We start from the raw sequence: 21000 nt of genomic DNA on the forward strand, positions 1-21000 counted from the left end.
TTATCCCGCGCTCAGGCGCGGGTTCTACCGTCTTTCCCTTCATTAATGTTATGGGCTTGAAGGCTCATCCTTAATATCCAGCTCGATAACCTGATTCTTCTTTATGGTCGATAGGCTGAAATCGGGCACAATACCGCTATTTGACGCCAGCAGCCTTAGGCGAACGGATTGGGTTACCCAGCGATCGCTTGAATAAATTGCCTCTATCTCTATCTGCCCCGTCATTTTGCTACCCTTAATCAGGGACGTGAAGTGAGTACACTCTTGATCCTTACAGGGGCTGGTGAGAGGAATAGGGTGTACGTCCAGCGGTTCTCCCAGCAGGGCAATCACCTGCCGATCGGATTTTACCCGTTCGGCGACGGAATGATAAAACTGATAGTTTTTAGAAACGGTAGGGGAGAAAACGATAAACCTAACGGTAAACGTAATAATGAGCGCGAGAACGACTACCGCAGCGATGGCTATCCATAGCCATTTACTGCGCAGAAGCGTCGGTTTTTTCCCTTCGGCGCTCGAACGGGCGCCGGGCCGAAAGTCCTTTTCCACGATGTGTCCTTGTATCGCTAAGTCTGGGGTTAATAAATAACCTTGTGACCGTACTCTTCCAAAATGGCTTTGACCCTGTCCATGGTCTCTTTTTTAGGCGGCTTGACGCCGTCGAGCTTGTACTCTTCGCCCATGGCCGTCCACTTGTGCTTGCCAAGCTCGTGATAGGGCAGCAGCTCGATTTTTTCAATGTTGGTCATGTTCTGCGTGAATTCGCCGAGCATGCGGGCGGATTTTTCATCGTCGGACCAGCCGGGCACAACCACGTAGCGGATCCAGGTTTTTTGGTTACGCTTGGCAAGATGGCGGGCGAACTCCAGCGTACGGTGGTTGGATACGCCGACCAGATTCTGGTGGACGCTGTCGTCAAGCTGCTTGAGGTCGAGCATGACCAGATCGGTAACGTCCAGCAGCTCGTCGATAACCGCGTCGTAGCGGCGCACGAAGCCGTTGGTGTCCAAACAGGTGTGGATGCCTTCTTTTTGGCAGGCGCGAAACCAGTCTCGGACAAACTCGGCCTGTAAAATCGCTTCGCCGCCGGACGCGGTGACGCCGCCGCCGGAGGCGTTCATAAAGTGGCGATAGGTCACTATCTCTTTCATTAAGTCTTCTACCGCGACCTCCGTTCCACCGTGGGTATCCCAGGTATCCCGGTTGTGACAGTAAAGGCAGCGCATCAGGCAGCCCTGAAAGAAGACGATAAAGCGGATCCCCGGCCCGTCGACGGTGCCGCAGGATTCAAAAGAGTGGATACGGCCTTTGATTGACATTACTCGATAACTCCAAATGGACCCGTACGGCCCTGTCGTTTATTGCTTTGCCCGAAACCCTTTTAGTTTACTCTTTTCAGAGCAAGATTTCCGGCGAAGCACTAATAGAACAAAATAAAAAGGCCCCACCACAGGTGGAGCCTTTAATTCTATGCTATTTCAACCAGAGTTGAAATTACATCGTTTGGGTAAACGTACGGGTGATAACGTCCTGCTGCTGCTCTTTGGTTAAAGAGTTGAAGCGAACGGCATAGCCGGATACGCGAATGGTCAGCTGAGGATATTTCTCAGGATGTTCCATTGCGTCGACCAGCATTTCACGGTTCATTACGTTGACGTTCAGGTGCTGACCGCCTTCGATAGAGGCTTCGTGGTGGAAGTAACCGTCCATCAGGCCAGCCAGGTTGGCTTTACGCACGTCGTCGTCTTTACCCAGCGCGTTCGGTACGATTGAGAAGGTATAAGAAATACCGTCTTTCGCGTAGGCGAACGGCAGTTTAGCAACGGAGGTCAGAGAGGCTACTGCACCTTTCTGGTCACGGCCGTGCATCGGGTTAGCGCCCGGTCCGAACGGTGCGCCTGCGCGACGGCCATCTGGGGTATTACCGGTCTTCTTACCGTAAACCACGTTAGAGGTGATGGTCAGAACAGACTGGGTTGGGATCGCGTGGCGATAGGTGCGCAGCTTCTGGATTTTCTTCATGAAGCGCTCAACCAGGTCGCAGGCGAGGTCGTCAACGCGCGGATCGTTGTTACCGAACTGCGGGTATTCACCTTCGATTTCGAAGTCAACGGCCAGGCCGTCTTCATCGCGAACCGGCTTAACTTTAGCGTACTTGATAGCAGACAGTGAGTCAGCCGCAACGGACAGACCGGCGATGCCGCAGGCCATGGTGCGGATAACGTCTCTGTCGTGCAGCGCCATCAGTGAAGCTTCATAGCTGTACTTGTCGTGCATGTAGTGGATGATGTTCAGGGCGGTGACGTACTGCTTGGCCAGCCAGTCCATGAAGTGATCCATACGATCCATGACTTTGTCGAAGTCCAGAACGGCGTCGGTCATCGGTGCTTCTTTCGGTCCGACCTGAATCTTCATCTTCTCGTCCATACCGCCGTTGATTGCGTACAGCATGGTCTTCGCCAGGTTAGCGCGAGCGCCGAAGAACTGCATTTGCTTACCGACGACCATCGGGCTTACGCAGCAGGCAATCGCATAGTCGTCGTTGTTGAAGTCAGGGCGCATCAGGTCATCGTTCTCATACTGAACGGATGAGGTATCGATAGAAACCTTGGCGGCATACTTTTTGAACGCCAGCGGCAGCTTTTCAGACCACAGGATGGTCATGTTCGGTTCCGGAGACGGGCCCATGGTGTACAGGGTGTTCAGGAAGCGGAAGCTGGATTTGGTGACCAGAGTACGGCCGTCTAAGCCCATACCGGCCAGAGATTCGGTTGCCCAAATCGGGTCGCCGGAGAACAGCTCATCATATTCAGGAGTACGCAGGAAGCGAACCATACGCAGCTTCATGACCAGGTGGTCGATAAGCTCCTGAGCCTGAGTTTCGGTCAGGATGCCTTTCTTCATGTCGCGTTCGATGTAGATATCCAGGAAAGAGGATACGCGGCCGAAGGACATGGCGGCGCCGTTTTGAGACTTAACGGCGGCCAGGTAGGCGAAGTAGGTCCACTGAACGGCTTCTTGAGCGTTAGTCGCAGGGCGAGAAATATCGCAGCCGTACTTGGCGGCCATTTCTTTCATCTGGGCCAGAGCGCGGTGCTGTTCAGCGATTTCTTCGCGCAGCTGGATGGTCATTTCCAAGTCTTCGCCGTTTTCCAACTTGTCTTGCAGAGAGTTGAACTGGGCGAACTTGTCTTTCATCAGGTAGTCGATGCCGTATACGGCAACGCGGCGATAGTCGCCGATGATGCGGCCGCGGCCGTATGCGTCAGGCAGACCGGTCAGTACACCTGACTTACGGCAGTTCAGGATGTCTTTGGTATAAACGTCAAACACGCCCTGGTTGTGGGTTTTACGATATTCGGTGAAGATTTTCTTCAGCTGAGGATCCAGTTCACGACCGTAAACTTTACAGGAACCTTCAACCATCTTGATGCCGCCGAACGGGATGATGGCGCGCTTTAACGGCGCATCGGTTTGCAGGCCAACGATGGTTTCCAGCTCTTTCTCGATATAGCCAGCGTCGTGAGAGGTGATGGTTGAAGCAACATCGGTATCAAAATCCAGAGGCGCGTGAGTGCGGTTCTCGATTTTAATGCCTTCCATCACTTTGGCCCAAAGCTTGTCGGTCGCTTCGGTAGCACCAGCCAGGAACGATTCGTCGCCTTCATACGGAGTGTAGTTTTTCTGAATGAAGTCGCGGAGGTTGACGTTGTGCTGCCAGTCGCCGCCTGTAAAACCTTCCCAGGCCTTGACAAACTTTTCGTTAAGCTCGGTCATTTTTCACCTACCTTTATATACTAAGGAAATGGAGATAACTCATGTGGTAAGAAGCGTCTTAATGCTTCTCGCCGCGCAAATGCATAGCCCAAAAGGGCAAACCGACCATTAAACCGCCGATGATGTTGCCTATCGTAACGGGGATCAGGTTACTTACAATAAAATTACCAACAGTCAGGCTGGAAAACTGTTCCGGCGAGCTGCCTATGGCCTGCCAGAACTCCGGCGAGGCAAAATCTTTAATCACGATACCCATTGGGATCATGAACATGTTGGCGATGCTGTGCTCAAAACCGCTGGCGACGAACATCGCGACGGGAAGAATCATGACGAACATTTTGTCCATCAGGCTGCGGCCAGCATAGCTCATCCAGACGGCAAGGCAAACCATCAGGTTGGCCAGCGTGCCAAGGGCGACGGCTTCCAAGAAAGTATGATGCATTTTGTGGTCGGCCGTTTGTAAAACGTTTAGGCCCCACTGGCCGTTCGCCGTCATCATTTGGCCCGACATAAAAATAATAGCAACAAACAGCAGGGCACCGACCATATTGCCGAAGTAGACGTTAACCCAGTTACGAAACATTTGACCCCAGGTAATGTGGTTAGTTGCCTTGGCCACGCAGGTCATAATGGTTGAGGTAAAAAGATCGGTACCGCAGGCGACGACCAGCATCAGGCCCAATGAGAAGCAGACGCCGCCAAGAAACTTGGCCATGCCGAAGGGCACGTTTGCCGTTCCGGTAGTGGCTGTAATATAAAAGACAAATGCGATGGAGATAAACGCGCCGGCCAAAATAGCCGAGCCGAAGGTTATTGCGGGGTGCTTGGTCGCTTTATAGATGCCGGCATTTTCTGCGACCTGCGCCATAGCAGCAGGTGATAACGCTGCAATAGGATTATCTGTTTTCACTGAATAGATCTCGTGCGCCTAAATAAAGACTAAATTGCCCGGTGATACTAACAAAGCAGTATACCGTAAAAATTGATGCCGATCATTGTGCGTCAAATGAATATTGGCCGGAAACGGCCTCTAAAAGAGCTTTTTTAAATTATTTAATTGATTTTTATGAATAAAAAATTTTTTAAATTTTATTGCATAATTTTAATCGGGGAGGATTCTAACCGATGAAATGTTAATAACTAATATTATATTTATTTTAAGGTTAAATAATAAAATTTATTTTTACTTTTTATTAACACAATGCGATTGAATTTTACTTTATATATTATTGAACCGAAGCGCATATTTACGCTTCGGCTCGGCACTTTCTGATTTTACACGGTGCGTTTTGCCTGCTGAAGCTTATTGTAAGCTTCTAAAAGCGCGACGTGAGCGGGAAGTTGCGATAAATTTTGATCTACATCAAATAATCCATAGAAGCGTTGTTTCCCCTTAATGACGTCCCAGACGGCCTTGACCGTTTCCTCTCCGTACATGCGGATGAATGCAGGATTGTACTGTTCGGGATCGCGCTCTTCTTCATCCAACAGCATCAAGAGAAGGGTGGACAGGCAGCGGTAGTAGCTGCTTTGCTCCGGCGTAAACAGCGACGCGTTGAAGTCCTGCGCCCATTCAACCCAGCTTAGCGCCTGCTCCAGGTCGCCGCCGGCCAGCGCCAGCATGGCCTTGAGTTCGCCAATTCGCAGGCTGCTCCAGCCGTTGCCGGAACCGCTCGCCATTCCCAGAAGCTCGCGAACGCGAACGGCATCGTCTAGTCCTTCATCGTCCAGAGTCGCGATAAGCGCGAGGTATTCCTGCGGCGTCCACTGGCTGGAAGGCAGTGAAAGCAGGGTTTCTCTCAGGTGAACGGCCATGTTGTTATTGGCCAAAAACAGATCTTCAGCCGGATAAATATCCGACATGCCGGGCGCAAGAATGCGGCAGGCGTCAACGCCGAGATGGTTATAGTCGGCAATATAAACCTCGACGTTCTCACGATGGAAAATGTCCATCATGGCCTTAAACTCTTCTTCGGTCGTACCGCTGAAGCTCCAGTCTACGAACGCATAGTCAGCGTCTTTCTTGAACAGATCCCAGGAAATAAGGCCGCTTGAGTCGATGAAATGGGTTTCCAGATTAGCGTGGTCGGCCACTTCTTCATTATCAAACGTGGGAGCGTTAAAGACGTCGAGATCTTTCAGGCTGCGGCCCTGTAAAAGTTCCGTTACGGTTCGTTCAAGCGCAACGCCAAAGTCCGGGTGGGCGCCGAAGGAGGCGAAACAGCTGCCGTTACTGGGATTAAAGAGCACGACGCAAATAACCGGATACTTGCCGCCGAGGGACGCATCGTAAGCGAAAATGGGGAAGCCTTCCGCTTCAAGCGCATCGATGGCTTCTTTAACCGCCGGATAGCGGGCGATGACGGCGGTAGGGATATCCGGCAGGCTGATAGCTTCAGCAATAATGTGATTTTTTACGTAGCGCTCAAAAATTTCCGACAGCGCCTGAACTCTTGCCTCATTGCGGTTGTTGCCCGCAGACATGCCGTTGGAAACGTAAAGGTTGCCTATGACGTTGACCGGGATATAAACCGTCTCTTCATCCGACTGGCGAACAAAGGGAAGGGCGCAGACGCCGCGTTCCACGTTACTTGACTGTAAGTCCACCAGCCCGCTGGCCGTCAGGCTTTGCTCCGGGTCGTAAAAATCGCGCAGGCGCTCATCAAGCAGGCCTTCTGGCAGTGATTCATCTTCAGGAATAGGGAACCATTTTTCGTTGGGGTAGTGGACAAAGTCGCCCTCGGCAACGTTTTGGCCCAGATAAAAGTCAGCAAAAAAGTAGTTGGTCGACAGGCGCTCGAAGTATTCTCCCAGCGCTGAAGCCAGCGCAGCCTTACGCGATGCGCCCTTGCCGTTGGTAAAGCAAAGGGGGCAGTCCTTATCCCGGATGTGCACCGACCAGACGTTGGGAATAGGGTTTAGCCAGGAAGCTTCCTCAATGTGGAAACCCAACTGGGAAAGCTTGTGCTGAAAGCGTTCGATTGACGTTTCCAGCGCAGCGTCTTTGCCGGGAATGAAGGTTTGCGAAGTTGTCTGCATGGTTGTTGTCTCAATAGTAGGCGTTTTGCTCGCGGGCATAATACGGGGTTTTTGGATGAAGCTCTATTCTCTGAAGTTAAACTCTTAAGCCAAAAGCCATTTAGCGGCCGTATATCACAGAATAATATAGAACATATCGTTAGGATCGAGCGGAGCACCGTCTCGTAGCAGTTTAATAATAATTTCCGCTTATCAATGGAGATGTGTCTATGTCTGTATTTAGGAAATCTACGCTTGCCCTCGCGCTTTGTTGTATCAGTTTGAGCGCAGCAGCAAAACTGCCGACCATTACCGTTTTCGCCACCGGAGGAACCATTGCCGGCGGCGGTGCCTCTGAAACCCAAACCAACTATGTTTCCGGCCAGTTTGGCGTAGAGAGACTGGTTGACGCCGTTCCCCAGCTAAAAGAAATCGCCAATATTAAAGGAGAGCAGATAGTCAATATAGGCTCTCAGGATATGAATGATGAAGTATGGCTGAAGCTATCGAAGTCTATCAACGAACAGTGCTCATCCAGCGACGGCTTTGTCATTACTCACGGCACTGACACCATGGAAGAGACGGCCTATTTTTTAAATCTAACGGTCAAATGCGACAAACCGGTCGTCATGGTGGGCGCGATGCGGCCCGCGACGGCGATGAGCGCCGACGGCCCGTTCAACCTTTATAATGCCGTGGTTGTGGCCACTGACCCGGATTCTAAAGGTCGTGGCGTTCTGGTCTCCATGAACGACACGGTGTTGGACGCGCGCGACGTGACGAAGACCAATACCACCGGCGTACAGACATTTATGGGAATAAACTACGGCGCGCTGGGCTATATTCACAACGGTCAAGTTGACTATCAGCGCATGCCCACGCGGGTGCACGCGCCCAAAGCGCCGTTCGACGTCAGCAAGCTAACGGAGCTGCCCAAGGTCGACATCGTCTACAGCTACGCTAACGCTTCGGCCGCGCCGGTGAAGGCGCTGGTCAGCGAGGGCGCCAAAGGGATTGTCAGCGCAGGCGTGGGCAACGGGAATATGTACAAGAACATATTTGACGCCATCGTGCAGGCGAAAGAGCAGGGCGTGGTGATCGTTCGTTCATCCCGCGTTCCCAGCGGGGCGACGACTCGTGATGCTGAAGTTGACGACAATAAGTACGGCTTTGTGGCCTCCGGTACGCTCAATCCTCAAAAGGCGCGCGTGCTTCTGCAGCTGGCGCTGACTAAAACGACAGATCCCGTTGAAATTCAGGAGATGTTCAACAAGTACTAACGGTGAAACCTAAATAAGCGGCGGGGTTGGTCTATTAGCTCCGCCGTTTTTTATTTGTCGTGATATCTATTTTCAACTCGATATACGGTGCAATTTGCCGGAAATGTCGGCTCACCGTAGTGAAATGATGGGCTCAATTCCCTGATTTCCGAATACCCGACTAAAAAAGAAAAGTTGTCAAAAAAGAAGGCAACAAAATTTCCTTCTGTTAGGGATAGATAAGCATTGCAGCAAGATTGAGTGAGTGATAAAACCGGTAGTCTCGTTTGAATTTTTGGTTCTTTGAATACGCTTATCAGGACGGTGAAAATAAATGGCACAAGTTTTCAATTTTAGTGCGGGGCCGGCGATGTTACCGGTTGAGGTGTTACGTCAGGCGCAGCAGGAGTTATGCGATTGGCAGGGGCTCGGCACGTCGGTCATGGAAATTAGTCACCGCAGCAAAGAGTTTATGCAGGTTGCCGAAACTGCAGAGCAGGATCTGCGCGATCTGATGAAAATCCCGGAAAACTACAAGGTTCTGTTTTGTCACGGCGGCGCTCGCGCGCAGTTTGCCGCTATTCCGCTAAATCTTTTAGGGGACAAAACTCAGGCCGACTATGTTGACGGCGGCTACTGGGCGCACAGCGCCGTGCTGGAAGCGGAAAAATACTGTACGCCGAACGTGATAGACGTAAAAACTCAGGTTAACGGCCTGACGGCGGTAAAGCCTATGAAAGAATGGGCGCTCAACGACGCATCGGCCTTCGTTCACTTTTGCCCGAATGAAACGATTGACGGCGTGGCTATTGATGAACAGCCCGATTTTGGTAACAAAGTCGTTGTTGCGGACATGTCATCCAATATCCTGTCTCGCCCGATCGACGTCAGCCGCTACGGCGCTATTTATGCCGGTGCGCAAAAGAACATCGGTCCAGCCGGGATCACGGTCGTTATCGTACGCGAAGACCTGCTGGGCAAAGCGCGCAAAGAGACGCCTTCTATTCTTGACTATGCCGTGCTGGATAAGAACGATTCCATGTTCAATACGCCGCCGACGTTCGCCTGGTATCTGTCCGGGCTGGTGTTTAAGTGGCTGAAGGCCCAGGGCGGAGTGACGGAAATGGCTCGCCGCAACGAAGAGAAGGCGCAGCACTTGTATAGCGCGATTGATAACAGCGACTTTTATCGCAACGGCGTTGCGCCAGCCAACCGCTCAAAAATGAACGTTCCATTCCAACTGGCCGACGGCGAGCTGGACAAGCTGTTTCTGGAAGAGGCGAAAGCGGCCGGTCTGCACGCTCTGAAAGGACACCGCGTACTCGGCGGGATGCGCGCGTCTATTTATAACGCTATGCCTCTGGCCGGCGTACAGGCGTTAACCGAGTTTATGAGCGACTTTGAACGCCGCCACGGCTGATTATTCCTTATTGTAATCCGCGTCAGGCACCCACTCGGCGGAAGCTTTCACCGAGTGGCGTGCGTTAACCTCTCTCCTATTTAAAGTGACGACTGCGCGCCAGGGAGTGTCATTGTGAAAACCATCGGTCTTATCGGCGGCATGAGCTGGGAATCAACAATTCCCTATTACCGCCACATTAACGAAACGATAAAACGCCGCCTTGGGGGGCTTCATTCCGCAAAGGTTGTACTGTATAGCGTCGATTTTGATGAAATCGAGCGGCTTCAGCATCGGGGCGATTGGCATGCCGCCGGGGAAGTGCTGGTTGACGCCGCCCGTCGTTTAAATGCCGCTGGCGCAGATTTTTTGATTATATGTACCAACACCATGCATAAAGTCTATCAGCAGGTCGCCGATGCGGTACCGATCCCCGTATGCCATATTGCCGATGCGACTGCGCAGGTGATTAAGCGCGATGCTCTGAAAAAAGTCGGCCTGCTGGGGACGAAATTCACTATGGAGCAGGCATTTTATAAGGGGCGCCTGGCCGAGCAGTATGGCATTGAGGCTATCGTTCCCGATGAGGGCGACAGAGAAATTGTCCATCGGATTATTTATCAAGAGCTTTGCCTCGGCAAAATAGAGGACGCTTCCCGCCGTGAGTTTCAGCGCATTATGCAAACGCTGACGGAGCGAGGCGCCGAGGGGATGATACTCGGATGTACTGAAATCGGCTTACTGGTTGGCCCAAAAGACGTATCGGTGCCCGTATACGATACGGCGGAAATCCACGCCGTCAGGGCCGCGGAGCTTGCGCTGGAATCTTAGGCGCGCCTGAACCAGCGTTTTTACTCATTGACACTTAATAAAAAGAGAAAATCTATTCATGTTGGAGTCTTTAACCCTACAGCCCGTCGCGCGTTTCGACGGTGAGATTAACCTGCCGGGCTCAAAAAGCGTGTCCAACCGCGCGCTGCTGCTTGCCGCGATGGCGCGAGGAACGACGCGTTTAACCAATTTGCTGGACAGCGATGACGTGCGCCACATGCTGAATGCGTTGAAGACGCTGGGCGTTCATTTTCAGCTTTCCGACTGCCGAACGATCTGCGACGTGGTTGGCATCGACGGGCCTCTCAAGCCCACCTCTCCCGTTGAGATATTTCTTGGCAATGCGGGTACGGCGATGCGTCCGCTTGCGGCGGCGTTAAGCTTGGGGGCCAGCGACGCGATCCTCACCGGCGAGCCGAGAATGAAAGAGCGTCCGATTGGCCATCTGGTAGACGCCCTGCGTCAGGGGGGAGCCCAAATCGACTATCTGGAACAGACAGACTATCCGCCTCTGCGCCTGCGGGGCGGCTTCGTTGGCGGCGAAATCGCGGTTGACGGTTCGGTATCCAGCCAGTTTTTGACCGCGTTGCTGATGACGGCGCCGTTGGCGCAAAGCGATACCGTGATTACGATTATCGGCGAACTGGTATCTAAACCCTACATCGACATCACGCTACACATGATGCGCGACTTCGGCGTTGAGGTCGTCAATGAAGACTACCGTCGCTTCCTGATTAAAGGCCGGCAGGGCTATCGTTCCCCCGAGCAATATTTGGTGGAAGGCGACGCTTCTTCCGCGTCCTACTTCTTGGCCGCAGCGGCCATTAAGGGAGGCCGCGTTCGAGTCACCGGTATCGGTAAAAAGAGCGTACAGGGCGACGTTCGCTTTGCCGACGTGTTGGAAGCGATGGGCGCAGAAATAGTCTGGGGCGATGATTATATCGAATGCCGTCGCGGCGCTCTTAAGGGGATCGATATGGACATGAACCACATTCCCGATGCGGCGATGACAATCGCCACTACCGCGCTGTTTGCCGAAGGGGAAACCTGCATCCGCAATATTTATAACTGGCGGGTTAAGGAAACCGATCGGCTAAGCGCTATGGCGACCGAACTACGAAAAGTAGGCGCTCAGGTAGAAGAGGGCGAAGACTATATTCGCGTTACGCCAGCCGAAAAGCTAAAGCATGCGGAAATTGCAACCTACAACGATCACCGCATCGCCATGTGTTTCTCGCTGGTGGCGCTGTCCGATACGCCGGTAACGATTTTGGATCCGAAGTGTACGGCTAAAACGTTCCCCGACTACTTCACGCAGTTCGCCCGCTTAAGCCATTCCTCATAATACCGTTCCCGTGCGGCTATCTCTTTTTAAGCCGTGCGGGAATACTCCCTCCTTTCTTATTGATCTTTCTCATCTTGTCTTAAAATAGCCGATTGATTGGGTACGCGTTCTATCCGCATTGAGCCCAGATGCGTATAATGGCCGCCGAATTGTTTCAGATACGTGGGTTTTAGCTAAGGAGTACTTTATGGCAGCAGTTGTGCCGGTCATTACGGTTGACGGCCCGAGCGGCGTTGGAAAAGGAACGCTTTGTCAGGCATTGGCTCAAAAGCTGGGATGGCACTTATTGGACTCTGGCGCTATCTATCGCGTTTTGGCGCTGGCCGCATTGCACCATAACGTGGATTTGTCTTGTGAAGAGGCGCTGGTGCCGCTGGCAACGCATCTGGATGTGCGCTTTGTTTATCAGCAAAGCGAGCTTCAGGTGGTTCTGGAAGGCGAAACGGTGACGAATGAAATCCGCAACGAAAGGGTCGGCAGCGCCGCGTCTCAGGTTGCGGCGTTTCCCCGCGTGCGCGAGGCGCTGCTGCGCCGGCAGCGCGCTTTTCGAGAGGCGCCGGGGCTGATTGCCGACGGTCGCGATATGGGAACTATTGTATTTCCTGACGCGCCGGTGAAGTTTTTCCTCGACGCCAGCGCCGAAGAACGCGCCAGAAGGCGCATGCTTCAGTTGCAGGCGAAGGGGGAATGTGTTAAATTCGACCGCCTTTTATCCGAGATACAGGAACGGGACGCCCGGGATCGTAATCGGACCGTGGCGCCGCTGGTGCCCGCGGCGGATGCGCTGATGCTGGATTCAACCCATATGGGTATTGAGGAAGTGATCCAACACGCATTAGCGCACATACAGAATGTGCTAAAATAATACTTGCCTATGGCTTGCTTAACGGTAAGCGGTAGGTTTATGTGTAACTCTCTCGCAAGGAATGCGGCGGAGTATGTATAACAACCCCACCAAACCGGACGTCTGGTGGACGTTAATTAAAAACCCTGAAGATTAACACTATGACTGAATCTTTTGCTCAACTCTTTGAAGAATCCCTTAATGAAATTGAAACCCGTCCGGGTTCCATTGTACGCGGCGTCGTTGTTGCTATCGATAAAGACGTTGTTCTGGTTGACGCAGGTCTGAAATCAGAATCTGCTATTCCTGTAGAACAGTTTAAAAACGCTCAGGGCGAACTGGAAATTCAAGTTGGCGATGAAGTTGACGTAGCGCTGGACGCTATCGAAGACGGCTTCGGCGAGACTCTGCTGTCTCGTGAAAAAGCCAAGCGCCACGAAGCCTGGATCACGCTGGAAAAAGCGTCTGTTGAAGCGGCTACCGTTATGGGCGTTATCAATGGCAAGGTCAAAGGCGGCTTTACCGTTGAGCTTAACGGCATTCGTGCGTTCCTACCGGGTTCACTGGTTGACGTTCGTCCCGTTCGCGACACGCTGCACTTAGAAGGCAAAGAGCTTGAGTTCAAGGTCATCAAACTTGACCAAAAGCGTAACAACGTTGTTGTTTCTCGCCGTGCGGTTATCGAATCTGAAAACAGCGCTGAGCGCGATCAGCTGCTGGAAAACCTGCAGGAAGGCATGGAAGTCAAGGGCATCGTTAAGAACCTGACTGACTACGGCGCATTCGTCGATCTGGGCGGCGTAGACGGCCTGCTGCACATCACCGATATGGCTTGGAAGCGCGTTAAGCACCCGAGCGAAATCGTCAACGTTGGTGACGAAATCAACGTTAAAGTGCTTAAGTTCGACCGCGATCGCACTCGCGTTTCTCTGGGCCTTAAGCAGCTGGGCGAAGATCCGTGGGTCGCAATCGCCAAGCGCTACCCTGAAGGCACCCGCCTGACCGGCCGCGTGACCAACCTGACCGACTATGGCTGCTTCGTTGAAATCGAAGAAGGCGTTGAAGGCCTGGTGCACGTTTCTGAAATGGACTGGACCAATAAGAACATCCATCCGTCTAAAGTGGTTAACGTTGGCGACGTGGTTGAAGTTATGGTTCTGGACATCGATGAGGAGCGTCGTCGTATCTCCCTGGGCCTTAAGCAGTGCAAAATGAACCCGTGGCAGCAGTTCGCTGAAACCCATAACAAGGGCGAGCGCGTTGAAGGCAAGATCAAGTCAATCACTGACTTCGGTATCTTCATCGGTCTGGACGGCGGCATCGACGGTCTGGTTCACCTGTCTGACATCTCTTGGAACGTGGCTGGCGAAGAAGCCGTTCGCGATTACAAGAAGGGCGACGAAATCGCCGCCGTTGTTCTGCAGGTTGACGCAGAGCGCGAGCGCATTTCTTTAGGCATCAAGCAGCTGGCTGAAGATCCGTTTAACAACTATATGGCGAACATCAAAAAAGGCGCCATCGTTAAGGGTAAAGTCACTGCAGTTGACGCAAAAGGTGCTACAGTTGAATTAGCAGACGGCGTTGAAGGCTATCTGCGTGCTTCTGACGCCAGCCGCGATCGCGTTGAAGATGCAACGACGATCCTGAGCGTTGGCGATGAAGTTGAAGCCAAGTTCACCGGCGTTGACCGTAAGAACCGCGTAATCAGCCTGTCCGTTCGTGCTAAAGACGAAGCTGACGAGAAAGAAGCCGTTGCTACTGTTAACAACAACAGCAAGCAGGAAGAAGGTGGATTCTCCAACGCTATGGCTGAAGCATTTAAAGCGGCTAAAGGCGAATAATGGCGAGGGGCGGTTATGCCGCCCCTTCGGTAGTTGAGCTGATTGGAGGAACGATGACCAAGTCAGAACTGATAGAAAGACTCGCTGGTAAGCAGACTCATTTACCAACAAAAGTGGTTGAGGACGCGGTAAAAGAAATGCTGGAACACATGGCGGCTACGCTGTCAGGTGGGGAACGCATTGAAATCCGTGGATTTGGCAGTTTTTCTCTCCACTACCGTGCTCCGCGCATCGGGCGTAATCCGAAAACTGGCGAAAAAGTGGAACTGGAAAGTAAATACGTTCCCCACTTTAAGCCGGGTAAAGAGCTGCGCGATCGCGCGAATATTTACGTTGAATCGTAAATTCTAGCCAGATAAACGTGAAAAAGCCCGAGGCGGGTTAACCGCTTCGGGCTTTTTGTTTTTTAGACGGTGGTTTGTCAATTTTGCGCATTTCCTCGCATAGCCCGTTAGCGCTTTCTTCTTCACGTACACAATTTTTGGTGAGAAGCCGCGGCGTTGCTTTTTGCTGCTGGCGCCGTGGTTTCCCTTCTTTTAAAAAGAACCGATGTAAATAAATCTGGTGGGCTGTGTTCTTGTTATTACGGCTATCATTCGACGCGATTGCTATCGCGGCTATCATCGGTATTCTTCCTTTGCTGTTTCTGGTTGAGCTTCCGTCATCCTCGCTGTGGTATCTAGTTGCCTTCGGGGCTTGTTGCCTTGCCCTGGTGCGCAATGGCTTCTGTCGGTGGGTAAGTGTGGCGCTGGTGTTTTTCCTGTGGGGAACGCTGCTCGCCGGCAGGCTGTGTGACCGCGTTGATTTTTATAGCGGCAAAAGCGCCGTAGTTGAAGGTAAGGTGGTTAGCGCCAACCTGCATTCGGGCAATCCGTATGTGAGCAGGCGTTTTGACGTTACGCACGTAGATGGCCTGGCGCTGTCGACGGAAGGGGGTTTTCCCCTGTCGCTTGCTTTTCCCGCAGGGAAAGAATCCGTAAGCCGTCAGATGCAGTCCGGTCAGCGCTGGCGGCTGTCGGTAAATTTCAGGCCCGTCCACGGTCGATTAAACGAGGGTGGATATGACAAGCAGCGGAGCGCGATGTCAAACGGGCAGCCTCTTATTGGCCGCATAAAGTCGGCTGAATTGCTCGACGGCGAGCCCGGCCTTCGACAGCGGTTGGTTAACCGTTCTCTTGAGATAACCTCCGGCCTGAAATATCAAGGCGTTCTGATGGCGCTGGCCTTTGGCGAGAGGGAAAGGGTATCTCAGGAAGACAACCAGCGCTTCATAAAAACCGGTACTGCCCATCTGATGGCGATATCAGGACTACACATCGTTTTTGCCGGTGGGTTTGGCTTCGCGCTGTCGCGCATGGTTCAGCGCTTTCTTCCTAATCGTCTGGTTGGCCCTCGTTTCCCTCTTCTGGCGGGGTGGCTCGCCGCCGCGCTCTACGTTTGGCTGGCCGGAGCGAACCCTCCGGCGTTGAGAACGCTTTGTGCCATCACAGCTTATCTGGGACTAAGGCTTGCGGGCATTCACTGGTCGTCGTGGCAGGTTTGGATTCGCATCGTTGCTCTTCTGCTGGTTATCGATCCGATGATGGCGCTTTCCGACAGCTTTTGGTTGTCCTGCCTGGCGGTTGCGGGGCTGATTTTCTGGTTTCAATGGCTGCCGCTGCCTGAGTCAGGGAGATGGCTACGCCCCATGATAGGCTGGCTGTCGGCTCAGTTTGCCATGATGGCGCTGCTGTTGCCGCTGCAATTTTTGCTGTTTCACGGCTTGAGCCTAAGCTCACTTTTAGGAAACGCAGTGGCTATTCCCATCGTGTCGTGGGTGGCGGTTCCCTTCATCCTGTGTGGGCTCGTCACGATGGGGCTACCGGACGTTAGCTATGCCTTCTGGTGGGTAGCCGACGGAGCTCTGTCGCTGATGATGACAGCGCTTTCCAATCTGGAGTTCGGCTGGATAAACGTGTCTATTTACGGCGTAGCGTTAAGCTTTGCGGGATGGATTGCGGTCGTCGTTTGGCGATTTGGCCTGTGGCGCAGCTGTCCTTTTTCATGCGGCGCTATTTTGCTGCTTCTCTCTCAACCCTGCTGGCAAAGAGAAGACGAGCGTTGGCGAGTCGATATGCTCGACGTTGGGCACGGGCTGGCCGTTATTATTCGTCAAGGAAATGAGGCGGTGATATATGACACCGGCCAAAGCTGGGGGGATACGTCCGCTGCGGAGCGGGAAATCATTCCCTTCTTACGCTGGCACGGGTTGAATCTGACCGGCATTATTCTCAGCCACCAGCATTCCGACCACATAGGTGGATTAAACGTTCTAAGAAAGGCGTATCCTGACGCTTGGCTAAAGAGTTCAGTGAGCGGATTAGGCCAGCCGTGTCGACGCGCAGAGAGGTGGCAATGGAAAACGCTGACGTTTGATGCTCTATGGCCTGAACGCCTTACCGAAAGCGCTGGCAATCCGGAATCTTGCGTTATTCAAATTAGCGACGGACGATTCCGGCTTTTGTTGACCGGAGATCTTGAGCAAAGGCAAGAGCGGCGCTTGGTCGCTCACTATGGTGACGAGCTTGCCAGCACGCTGCTTCAGGTTCCCCACCATGGCAGTAGGACGTCGTCGACAAAAGCGTTTATTGATGCCGTTAATCCCCAGGCGGCGCTGGCGTCGGCGGCGCGCTTTAATCCGTGGCGCCTACCGGCTGAAAACACGATAATTCGTTACCGGCAGGCAGAAATCGACTGGTATTCTACGTCCGAAGAAGGGCAGGTAAGTGCTTTGTTTTATAATGACAATTATCATGTTTTGACGCTAAGAGCGCAGATAATGCCCCGCTGGTATCACGCGTCATTTGGTTCTTTGCGTCATAATGAGTAAAATAATGCGCTTAATCGCATAACGTTGGTATATGAATGATAAACGACAAAGACATCTCTACATGGCAGACCTTCCGCAGGCTGTGGCCCATGATAAAACCATTCAGGACGGGGCTTATCGTCGCCGCCGTAGCGCTGATTTTCAACGCGGGAACGGATGCCTTGATGCTTTCACTGTTAAAGCCGCTGCTGGATGAAGGCTTCGGCAAGTCAGAAAGCAACGTGCTGGCCTGGATGTCGGTCGTCGTATTAGGGCTGATGGTCGCTCGTGGCATTACCAGCTACGTTTCTACCTACTGCCTGTCGTGGGTTTCCGGCAAGGTCGTTATGACGATGCGCCGTAGGCTGTTTAACCACATGATGGGAATGCCGGTGTCTTTCTTTGACCAGCAGTCCACGGGTACGCTGCTTTCGCGCATTACCTATGATTCCGAGCAGGTCGCCTCTTCATCTTCCGGCGCGCTGATTACCGTCGTGCGTGAAGGCGCTTATATTATTGCGCTGTTTTCGATGATGTTTTACAACAGCTGGCAGCTTTCGCTGATTTTACTCGTGCTGGCGCCGGTGGTATCCGTCGTTATTCGCTTTGTATCCAAGCGGTTTCGCGCCATCAGTAAGAACATGCAAAATACGATGGGGCAGGTGACCGCAAGTGCCGAGCAGATGCTGAAGGGCCATAAAGAGGTTCTGCTGTTCGGCGGTCAGGAAGTTGAGACCAATCGTTTTGATAAGGTCAGCAACCGCATGCGCCAGCAGGGGATGAAGATGGTGGCGGCATCGGCCATTTCCGATCCCATTATCCAGCTGATTGCTTCTACCGCGCTGGCCTTGGTGCTGTTTGCCTCCAGCTTCCCGCAAATTATGGATAACCTTTCGGCAGGAACGATTACCGTGGTTTTTTCTTCCATGGTAGCGTTGATGAAGCCGCTTAAGTCCTTAACTAACGTAAATGCGCAGTTCCAGCGCGGCATGGCGGCCTGCCAGACGCTGTTCGCCATTTTGGATTCAGAAACCGAAAAGGATGAAGGGACGCTGAAAGTTGACCGCGTGAAGGGCGACGTTGAGCTTCGTAACGTCATTTTCACCTATCCGACGAAAGAAGAGCCCGCGCTGAAGGACATCAGTCTGACTATCCCCGCGGGGAAAACCGTCGCGCTGGTCGGGCGCTCGGGCTCCGGCAAGTCGACGATAGCCAATTTATTGACGCGCTTTTATGATATTCAAAGCGGTGAGATTTTTATCGACGGCCACGAGATTAGGGAATATACCCTTAGCTCGCTGCGGGAGCAGGTCGCCGTCGTTTCTCAAAACGTTCACCTGTTTAACGACACCATCGCTAACAACATTGCCTATGCGCGTACCGAGCGGTACAGCCGCGAAGAGATAGAGAAAGCGGCGACGATGGCCTACGCGATGGATTTCATCAAGAAGATGGACCTGGGATTGGATACGGTTATCGGCGAGAACGGCGTTTTGCTTTCCGGAGGCCAGCGTCAGCGCATTGCTATTGCCCGTGCGCTGCTGCGCGATAGCCCGATACTGATTCTGGACGAAGCCACCTCGGCGCTGGATACCGAATCTGAACGTGCGATCCAGGCGGCGTTGGATGAACTGCAAAAAAACCGCACGTCGCTGGTGATTGCTCACCGCCTGTCCACGATTGAAAAGGCGGATGAGATTCTGGTTATTGAGGATGGGCGCATCGTCGAACGCGGCAACCATGCTTCTTTGCTAAGCAACGGCGGCGTCTATGCCCAGCTGCATCGGATGCAGTTTAGCCAATGATTGAGCGCATCTGGTCAGGGCAGTCAAAGCTTTATCTGCTGCTGTTGCCGCTGTCTTGGCTGTACGGGCTGATAAGCGGACTGAGGCAGTTAGCCTATCGCCTTGGCCTGCTTCGCGCGTGGCGTTCCCCGGTTCCCGTTATTGTCGTCGGCAATTTGACCGCCGGCGGCAACGGTAAGACGCCGGTTGTTATCTGGCTGGTGGAACGCCTTCTCCTGCGAGGGTTTCGCGTTGGCGTCGTTTCGCGCGGCTACGGCGGTAAAGCCGATAGCTATCCGGTTGTGCTGGATGAAACTACGACGACGCAAACGGCGGGCGATGAGCCGGTGCTGATTTTTCAGCGTACGGGCGTTCCTGTCGCGGTGTCCCCCGTTCGCGCTCAGGCCGTTCAGGCCTTGCTCGCGCAGTATGAATTAGACGTTATTGTTACCGATGACGGCCTGCAGCATTATGCTTTGCAGCGGGACGTCGAACTGGTCGTTGTTGACGGCGTGCGCCGCTTTGGCAACGGCTGGTGGCTACCGGCCGGGCCGATGCGGGAACGTGCAGGAAGGCTGCGCCGCGTGGACGCCGTCATTACTAACGGCGGTGAGGCGAAAGCGGGGGAGATCCCGATGACGCTGGCGCCCTCTTTAGCCGTAAATCTGGTCAGCGGTGAGAAAAAGCCGGCAACGGAGCTTGGTAGCGTGGTCGCGATGGCTGGAATTGGTCATCCGCCGCGATTCTTTCAAACGTTAAAGAGTCTTGGCGTAGAGCCAAAAGCCGTTCACGGCTTTGCCGACCATCAGCCTTACGCGCTGGACGCGCTGTCAGGGCTTACGACGGGAGAACAGTCGCTGCTAATGACGGAAAAAGACGCGGTAAAGTGCCGGGGATTTGCCAAGGATAACTGGTGGTATTTGCCGGTTGACGCCAATTTCCCTTCTGAAGACGAAGCCCGTCTGTTAGCGACGCTGGCGAATGTTATCTCTCGTCGGCGCGTAGAGGTGTAAAAACCTTGACATACACCCTAAATCATTCGAGTTGCAGGAAGTCTTGGCAAAAAATATGCTATTGTCAGCGGCAGTATAAATCTTGGTAGTGACTAGAGGTTATTCATGGATCATCGTCTGTTGGAAATCATTGCTTGCCCGGTCTGTAACGGCAAGCTGGCCCTTAATAAAGAACAGCAGCAGCTGATTTGTAAAGTGGACGGTCTGGCCTATTCGATCCGCGATGGGATCCCGGTGCTGCTGGAAAGCGAAGCACATAAGCTGACCCTGGATGAGGAAGGATCATGAGTTTTATCGCGATTGTTCCCGCCCGCTATGCGTCAACGCGCCTGCCGGGCAAGCCTCTGGCGGATATCGCCGGTAAGCCGATGGTGGTTCACGTCATGGAGCGCGCGCTGGAGTCCGGCGCGTCCAGAGTCATTGTCGCAACCGATAATGAAGAGGTTAAGCTGGCGGTAGAGGCGGCGGGCGGAGAAGTTTGCTTGACCAGCCCTGACCACAATTCCGGCACGGAACGCTTGGCGGAAGTGATTGAGCGCTACGGTTTTAGCGATGACGAAGTCATCGTCAACGTGCAGGGCGATGAGCCTATGATCCCTCCGGTTATCATCCGACAGGTTGCTGATAATCTGGCCAAGTCCGATGCCGGGATGGCGACGTTGGCCGTGCCTATTGATTCCGTTGAAGAAGCGTTTAATCCTAATGCGGTGAAGGTCGTTATCGACAGTAAAGGCTATGCGATTTATTTCTCCAGGGCGACTATCCCATGGGACAGAAACCGCTTTAGCGCTTCAACCGATGAAATTGGCGACTTCTATCTACGCCATATCGGCATTTATGCCTACCGAGCCGGTTTTGTGCGTCGCTACGTCAACTGGCAGCCTAGCCCCCTTGAACAAATTGAAATGCTGGAGCAGCTTCGCGTGCTTTGGTACGGCGAAAAAATCCACGTAGACAAGGCGAAAGAAGTGCCGACCGTCGGCGTTGATACGCCGGAAGACCTGTTCCGGGTTAGAGAGGCGCTGGGTCATCGTTTCTAAT

Annotated in this window: 17 protein-coding genes; 12 read left to right on the forward strand and 5 right to left on the reverse strand. The window is 53.0% G+C overall.

Going from position 1 to position 21000, the window contains the following annotated elements; translation table 11 throughout:
• Positions 1-48 precede the first annotated feature (48 nt).
• The 5 genes from G544_RS0110220 to ycaO form a co-directional block, all read right to left on the reverse strand.
• Complete coding sequence (locus G544_RS0110220) at positions 49-549, reverse strand: cytochrome c oxidase assembly factor Coa1 family protein (RefSeq protein WP_027274507.1); 501 nt, start codon at positions 547-549, stop codon at positions 49-51.
• A 29-nt stretch (positions 550-578) separates the two neighbouring features.
• Positions 579-1319, reverse strand: a complete 741-nt coding sequence (gene pflA, locus G544_RS0110225; RefSeq protein WP_036023790.1) for a pyruvate formate lyase 1-activating protein — start codon at positions 1317-1319, stop codon at positions 579-581.
• 175 nt (positions 1320-1494) lie between these two features.
• On the reverse strand, positions 1495-3777 hold the full coding sequence (gene pflB, locus G544_RS0110230; protein ID WP_027274509.1) for a formate C-acetyltransferase: 2283 nt from the start codon (positions 3775-3777) through the stop codon (positions 1495-1497).
• A gap of 58 nt (positions 3778-3835) precedes the next feature.
• The gene (focA, locus tag G544_RS0110235; protein ID WP_027274510.1) at positions 3836-4687 is read right to left on the reverse strand and encodes a formate transporter FocA; all 852 of its coding nucleotides are present in this window, start codon (positions 4685-4687) and stop codon (positions 3836-3838) included.
• Between the two features lie 365 nt (positions 4688-5052).
• A complete protein-coding gene (gene ycaO / locus G544_RS0110240; protein WP_027274511.1) occupies positions 5053-6816 on the reverse strand; it encodes a 30S ribosomal protein S12 methylthiotransferase accessory factor YcaO in 1764 nt (587 codons plus the stop codon).
• Positions 6817-7025: 209 nt separating this feature from the next.
• On the opposite strand from ycaO, the gene ansB reads away from it, so the two are divergent.
• The 12 genes from ansB to kdsB all read left to right on the forward strand — a co-directional run bounded on the left by ansB (position 7026) and on the right by kdsB (position 20999).
• On the forward strand, positions 7026-8075 hold the full coding sequence (ansB, locus tag G544_RS0110245) for an L-asparaginase 2 (RefSeq protein ID WP_027274512.1): 1050 nt from the start codon (positions 7026-7028) through the stop codon (positions 8073-8075).
• Between the two features lie 313 nt (positions 8076-8388).
• Complete coding sequence (serC, locus tag G544_RS0110250; RefSeq protein WP_027274513.1) at positions 8389-9474, forward strand: 3-phosphoserine/phosphohydroxythreonine transaminase; 1086 nt, start codon at positions 8389-8391, stop codon at positions 9472-9474.
• 114 nt (positions 9475-9588) lie between these two features.
• Positions 9589-10284 carry an aspartate/glutamate racemase family protein gene (locus tag G544_RS0110255; protein ID WP_027274514.1) on the forward strand — a complete coding sequence of 232 codons (696 nt, stop codon included), beginning with the start codon at positions 9589-9591 and terminating at the stop codon, positions 10282-10284.
• 58 nt (positions 10285-10342) lie between these two features.
• Positions 10343-11629 (forward strand): 3-phosphoshikimate 1-carboxyvinyltransferase, encoded by a 1287-nt coding sequence (aroA, locus tag G544_RS0110260; RefSeq protein WP_027274515.1) that lies wholly within the window; start codon positions 10343-10345, stop codon positions 11627-11629.
• A 187-nt stretch (positions 11630-11816) separates the two neighbouring features.
• Positions 11817-12494, forward strand: coding sequence for a (d)CMP kinase (cmk, locus tag G544_RS0110265; protein ID WP_027274516.1), 678 nt, complete (start codon positions 11817-11819; stop codon positions 12492-12494).
• A 140-nt stretch (positions 12495-12634) separates the two neighbouring features.
• Complete coding sequence (gene rpsA, locus G544_RS0110270) at positions 12635-14314, forward strand: 30S ribosomal protein S1 (protein ID WP_027274517.1); 1680 nt, start codon at positions 12635-12637, stop codon at positions 14312-14314.
• Between the two features lie 53 nt (positions 14315-14367).
• Positions 14368-14658 carry an integration host factor subunit beta gene (gene ihfB, locus G544_RS0110275; RefSeq protein ID WP_027274518.1) on the forward strand — a complete coding sequence of 97 codons (291 nt, stop codon included), beginning with the start codon at positions 14368-14370 and terminating at the stop codon, positions 14656-14658.
• 227 nt (positions 14659-14885) lie between these two features.
• Positions 14886-17183, forward strand: coding sequence for a DNA internalization-related competence protein ComEC/Rec2 (locus tag G544_RS0110280; protein ID WP_161624119.1), 2298 nt, complete (start codon positions 14886-14888; stop codon positions 17181-17183).
• A 35-nt stretch (positions 17184-17218) separates the two neighbouring features.
• Positions 17219-18967 carry a lipid A ABC transporter ATP-binding protein/permease MsbA gene (gene msbA / locus G544_RS0110285; RefSeq protein ID WP_027274520.1) on the forward strand — a complete coding sequence of 583 codons (1749 nt, stop codon included), beginning with the start codon at positions 17219-17221 and terminating at the stop codon, positions 18965-18967.
• Positions 18964-19959, forward strand: coding sequence for a tetraacyldisaccharide 4'-kinase (gene lpxK, locus G544_RS0110290; RefSeq protein WP_027274521.1), 996 nt, complete (start codon positions 18964-18966; stop codon positions 19957-19959). The genes msbA and lpxK overlap by 4 nt, the downstream gene beginning before the upstream one ends.
• Positions 19960-20064: 105 nt before the next feature.
• A complete protein-coding gene (locus G544_RS0110295; RefSeq protein WP_027274522.1) occupies positions 20065-20247 on the forward strand; it encodes a Trm112 family protein in 183 nt (60 codons plus the stop codon).
• Positions 20244-20999, forward strand: a complete 756-nt coding sequence (gene kdsB / locus G544_RS0110300) for a 3-deoxy-manno-octulosonate cytidylyltransferase (protein WP_027274523.1) — start codon at positions 20244-20246, stop codon at positions 20997-20999. Before G544_RS0110295 ends, kdsB begins: the two co-directional genes overlap by 4 nt.
• The last annotated feature ends 1 nt before the right edge of the window (position 21000 follow it).

The organism is Leminorella grimontii ATCC 33999 = DSM 5078 (genome assembly GCF_000439085.1).
GTDB classification, from domain to species: Bacteria; Pseudomonadota; Gammaproteobacteria; order Enterobacterales; family Enterobacteriaceae; genus Leminorella; species Leminorella grimontii.

Bases quoted from the DNA above. Each gene is read 5' to 3' on its own strand.
- pflA (WP_036023790.1), bottom strand. From the start codon at position 1,319: ATGTCAATCAAAGGCCGTATCCACTCTTTTGAATCCTGCGGCACCGTC.
- pflB (WP_027274509.1), bottom strand. From the start codon at position 3,777: ATGACCGAGCTTAACGAAAAGTTTGTCAAGGCCTGGGAAGGTTTTACA.
- ycaO (WP_027274511.1), bottom strand. From the start codon at position 6,816: ATGCAGACAACTTCGCAAACCTTCATTCCCGGCAAAGACGCTGCGCTG.
- ansB (WP_027274512.1), top strand. From the start codon at position 7,026: ATGTCTGTATTTAGGAAATCTACGCTTGCCCTCGCGCTTTGTTGTATC.
- serC (WP_027274513.1), top strand. From the start codon at position 8,389: ATGGCACAAGTTTTCAATTTTAGTGCGGGGCCGGCGATGTTACCGGTT.
- aroA (WP_027274515.1), top strand. From the start codon at position 10,343: ATGTTGGAGTCTTTAACCCTACAGCCCGTCGCGCGTTTCGACGGTGAG.
- cmk (WP_027274516.1), top strand. From the start codon at position 11,817: ATGGCAGCAGTTGTGCCGGTCATTACGGTTGACGGCCCGAGCGGCGTT.
- rpsA (WP_027274517.1), top strand. From the start codon at position 12,635: ATGACTGAATCTTTTGCTCAACTCTTTGAAGAATCCCTTAATGAAATT.
- ihfB (WP_027274518.1), top strand. From the start codon at position 14,368: ATGACCAAGTCAGAACTGATAGAAAGACTCGCTGGTAAGCAGACTCAT.
- msbA (WP_027274520.1), top strand. From the start codon at position 17,219: ATGATAAACGACAAAGACATCTCTACATGGCAGACCTTCCGCAGGCTG.
- lpxK (WP_027274521.1), top strand. From the start codon at position 18,964: ATGATTGAGCGCATCTGGTCAGGGCAGTCAAAGCTTTATCTGCTGCTG.
- G544_RS0110295 (WP_027274522.1), top strand. From the start codon at position 20,065: ATGGATCATCGTCTGTTGGAAATCATTGCTTGCCCGGTCTGTAACGGC.
- kdsB (WP_027274523.1), top strand. From the start codon at position 20,244: ATGAGTTTTATCGCGATTGTTCCCGCCCGCTATGCGTCAACGCGCCTG.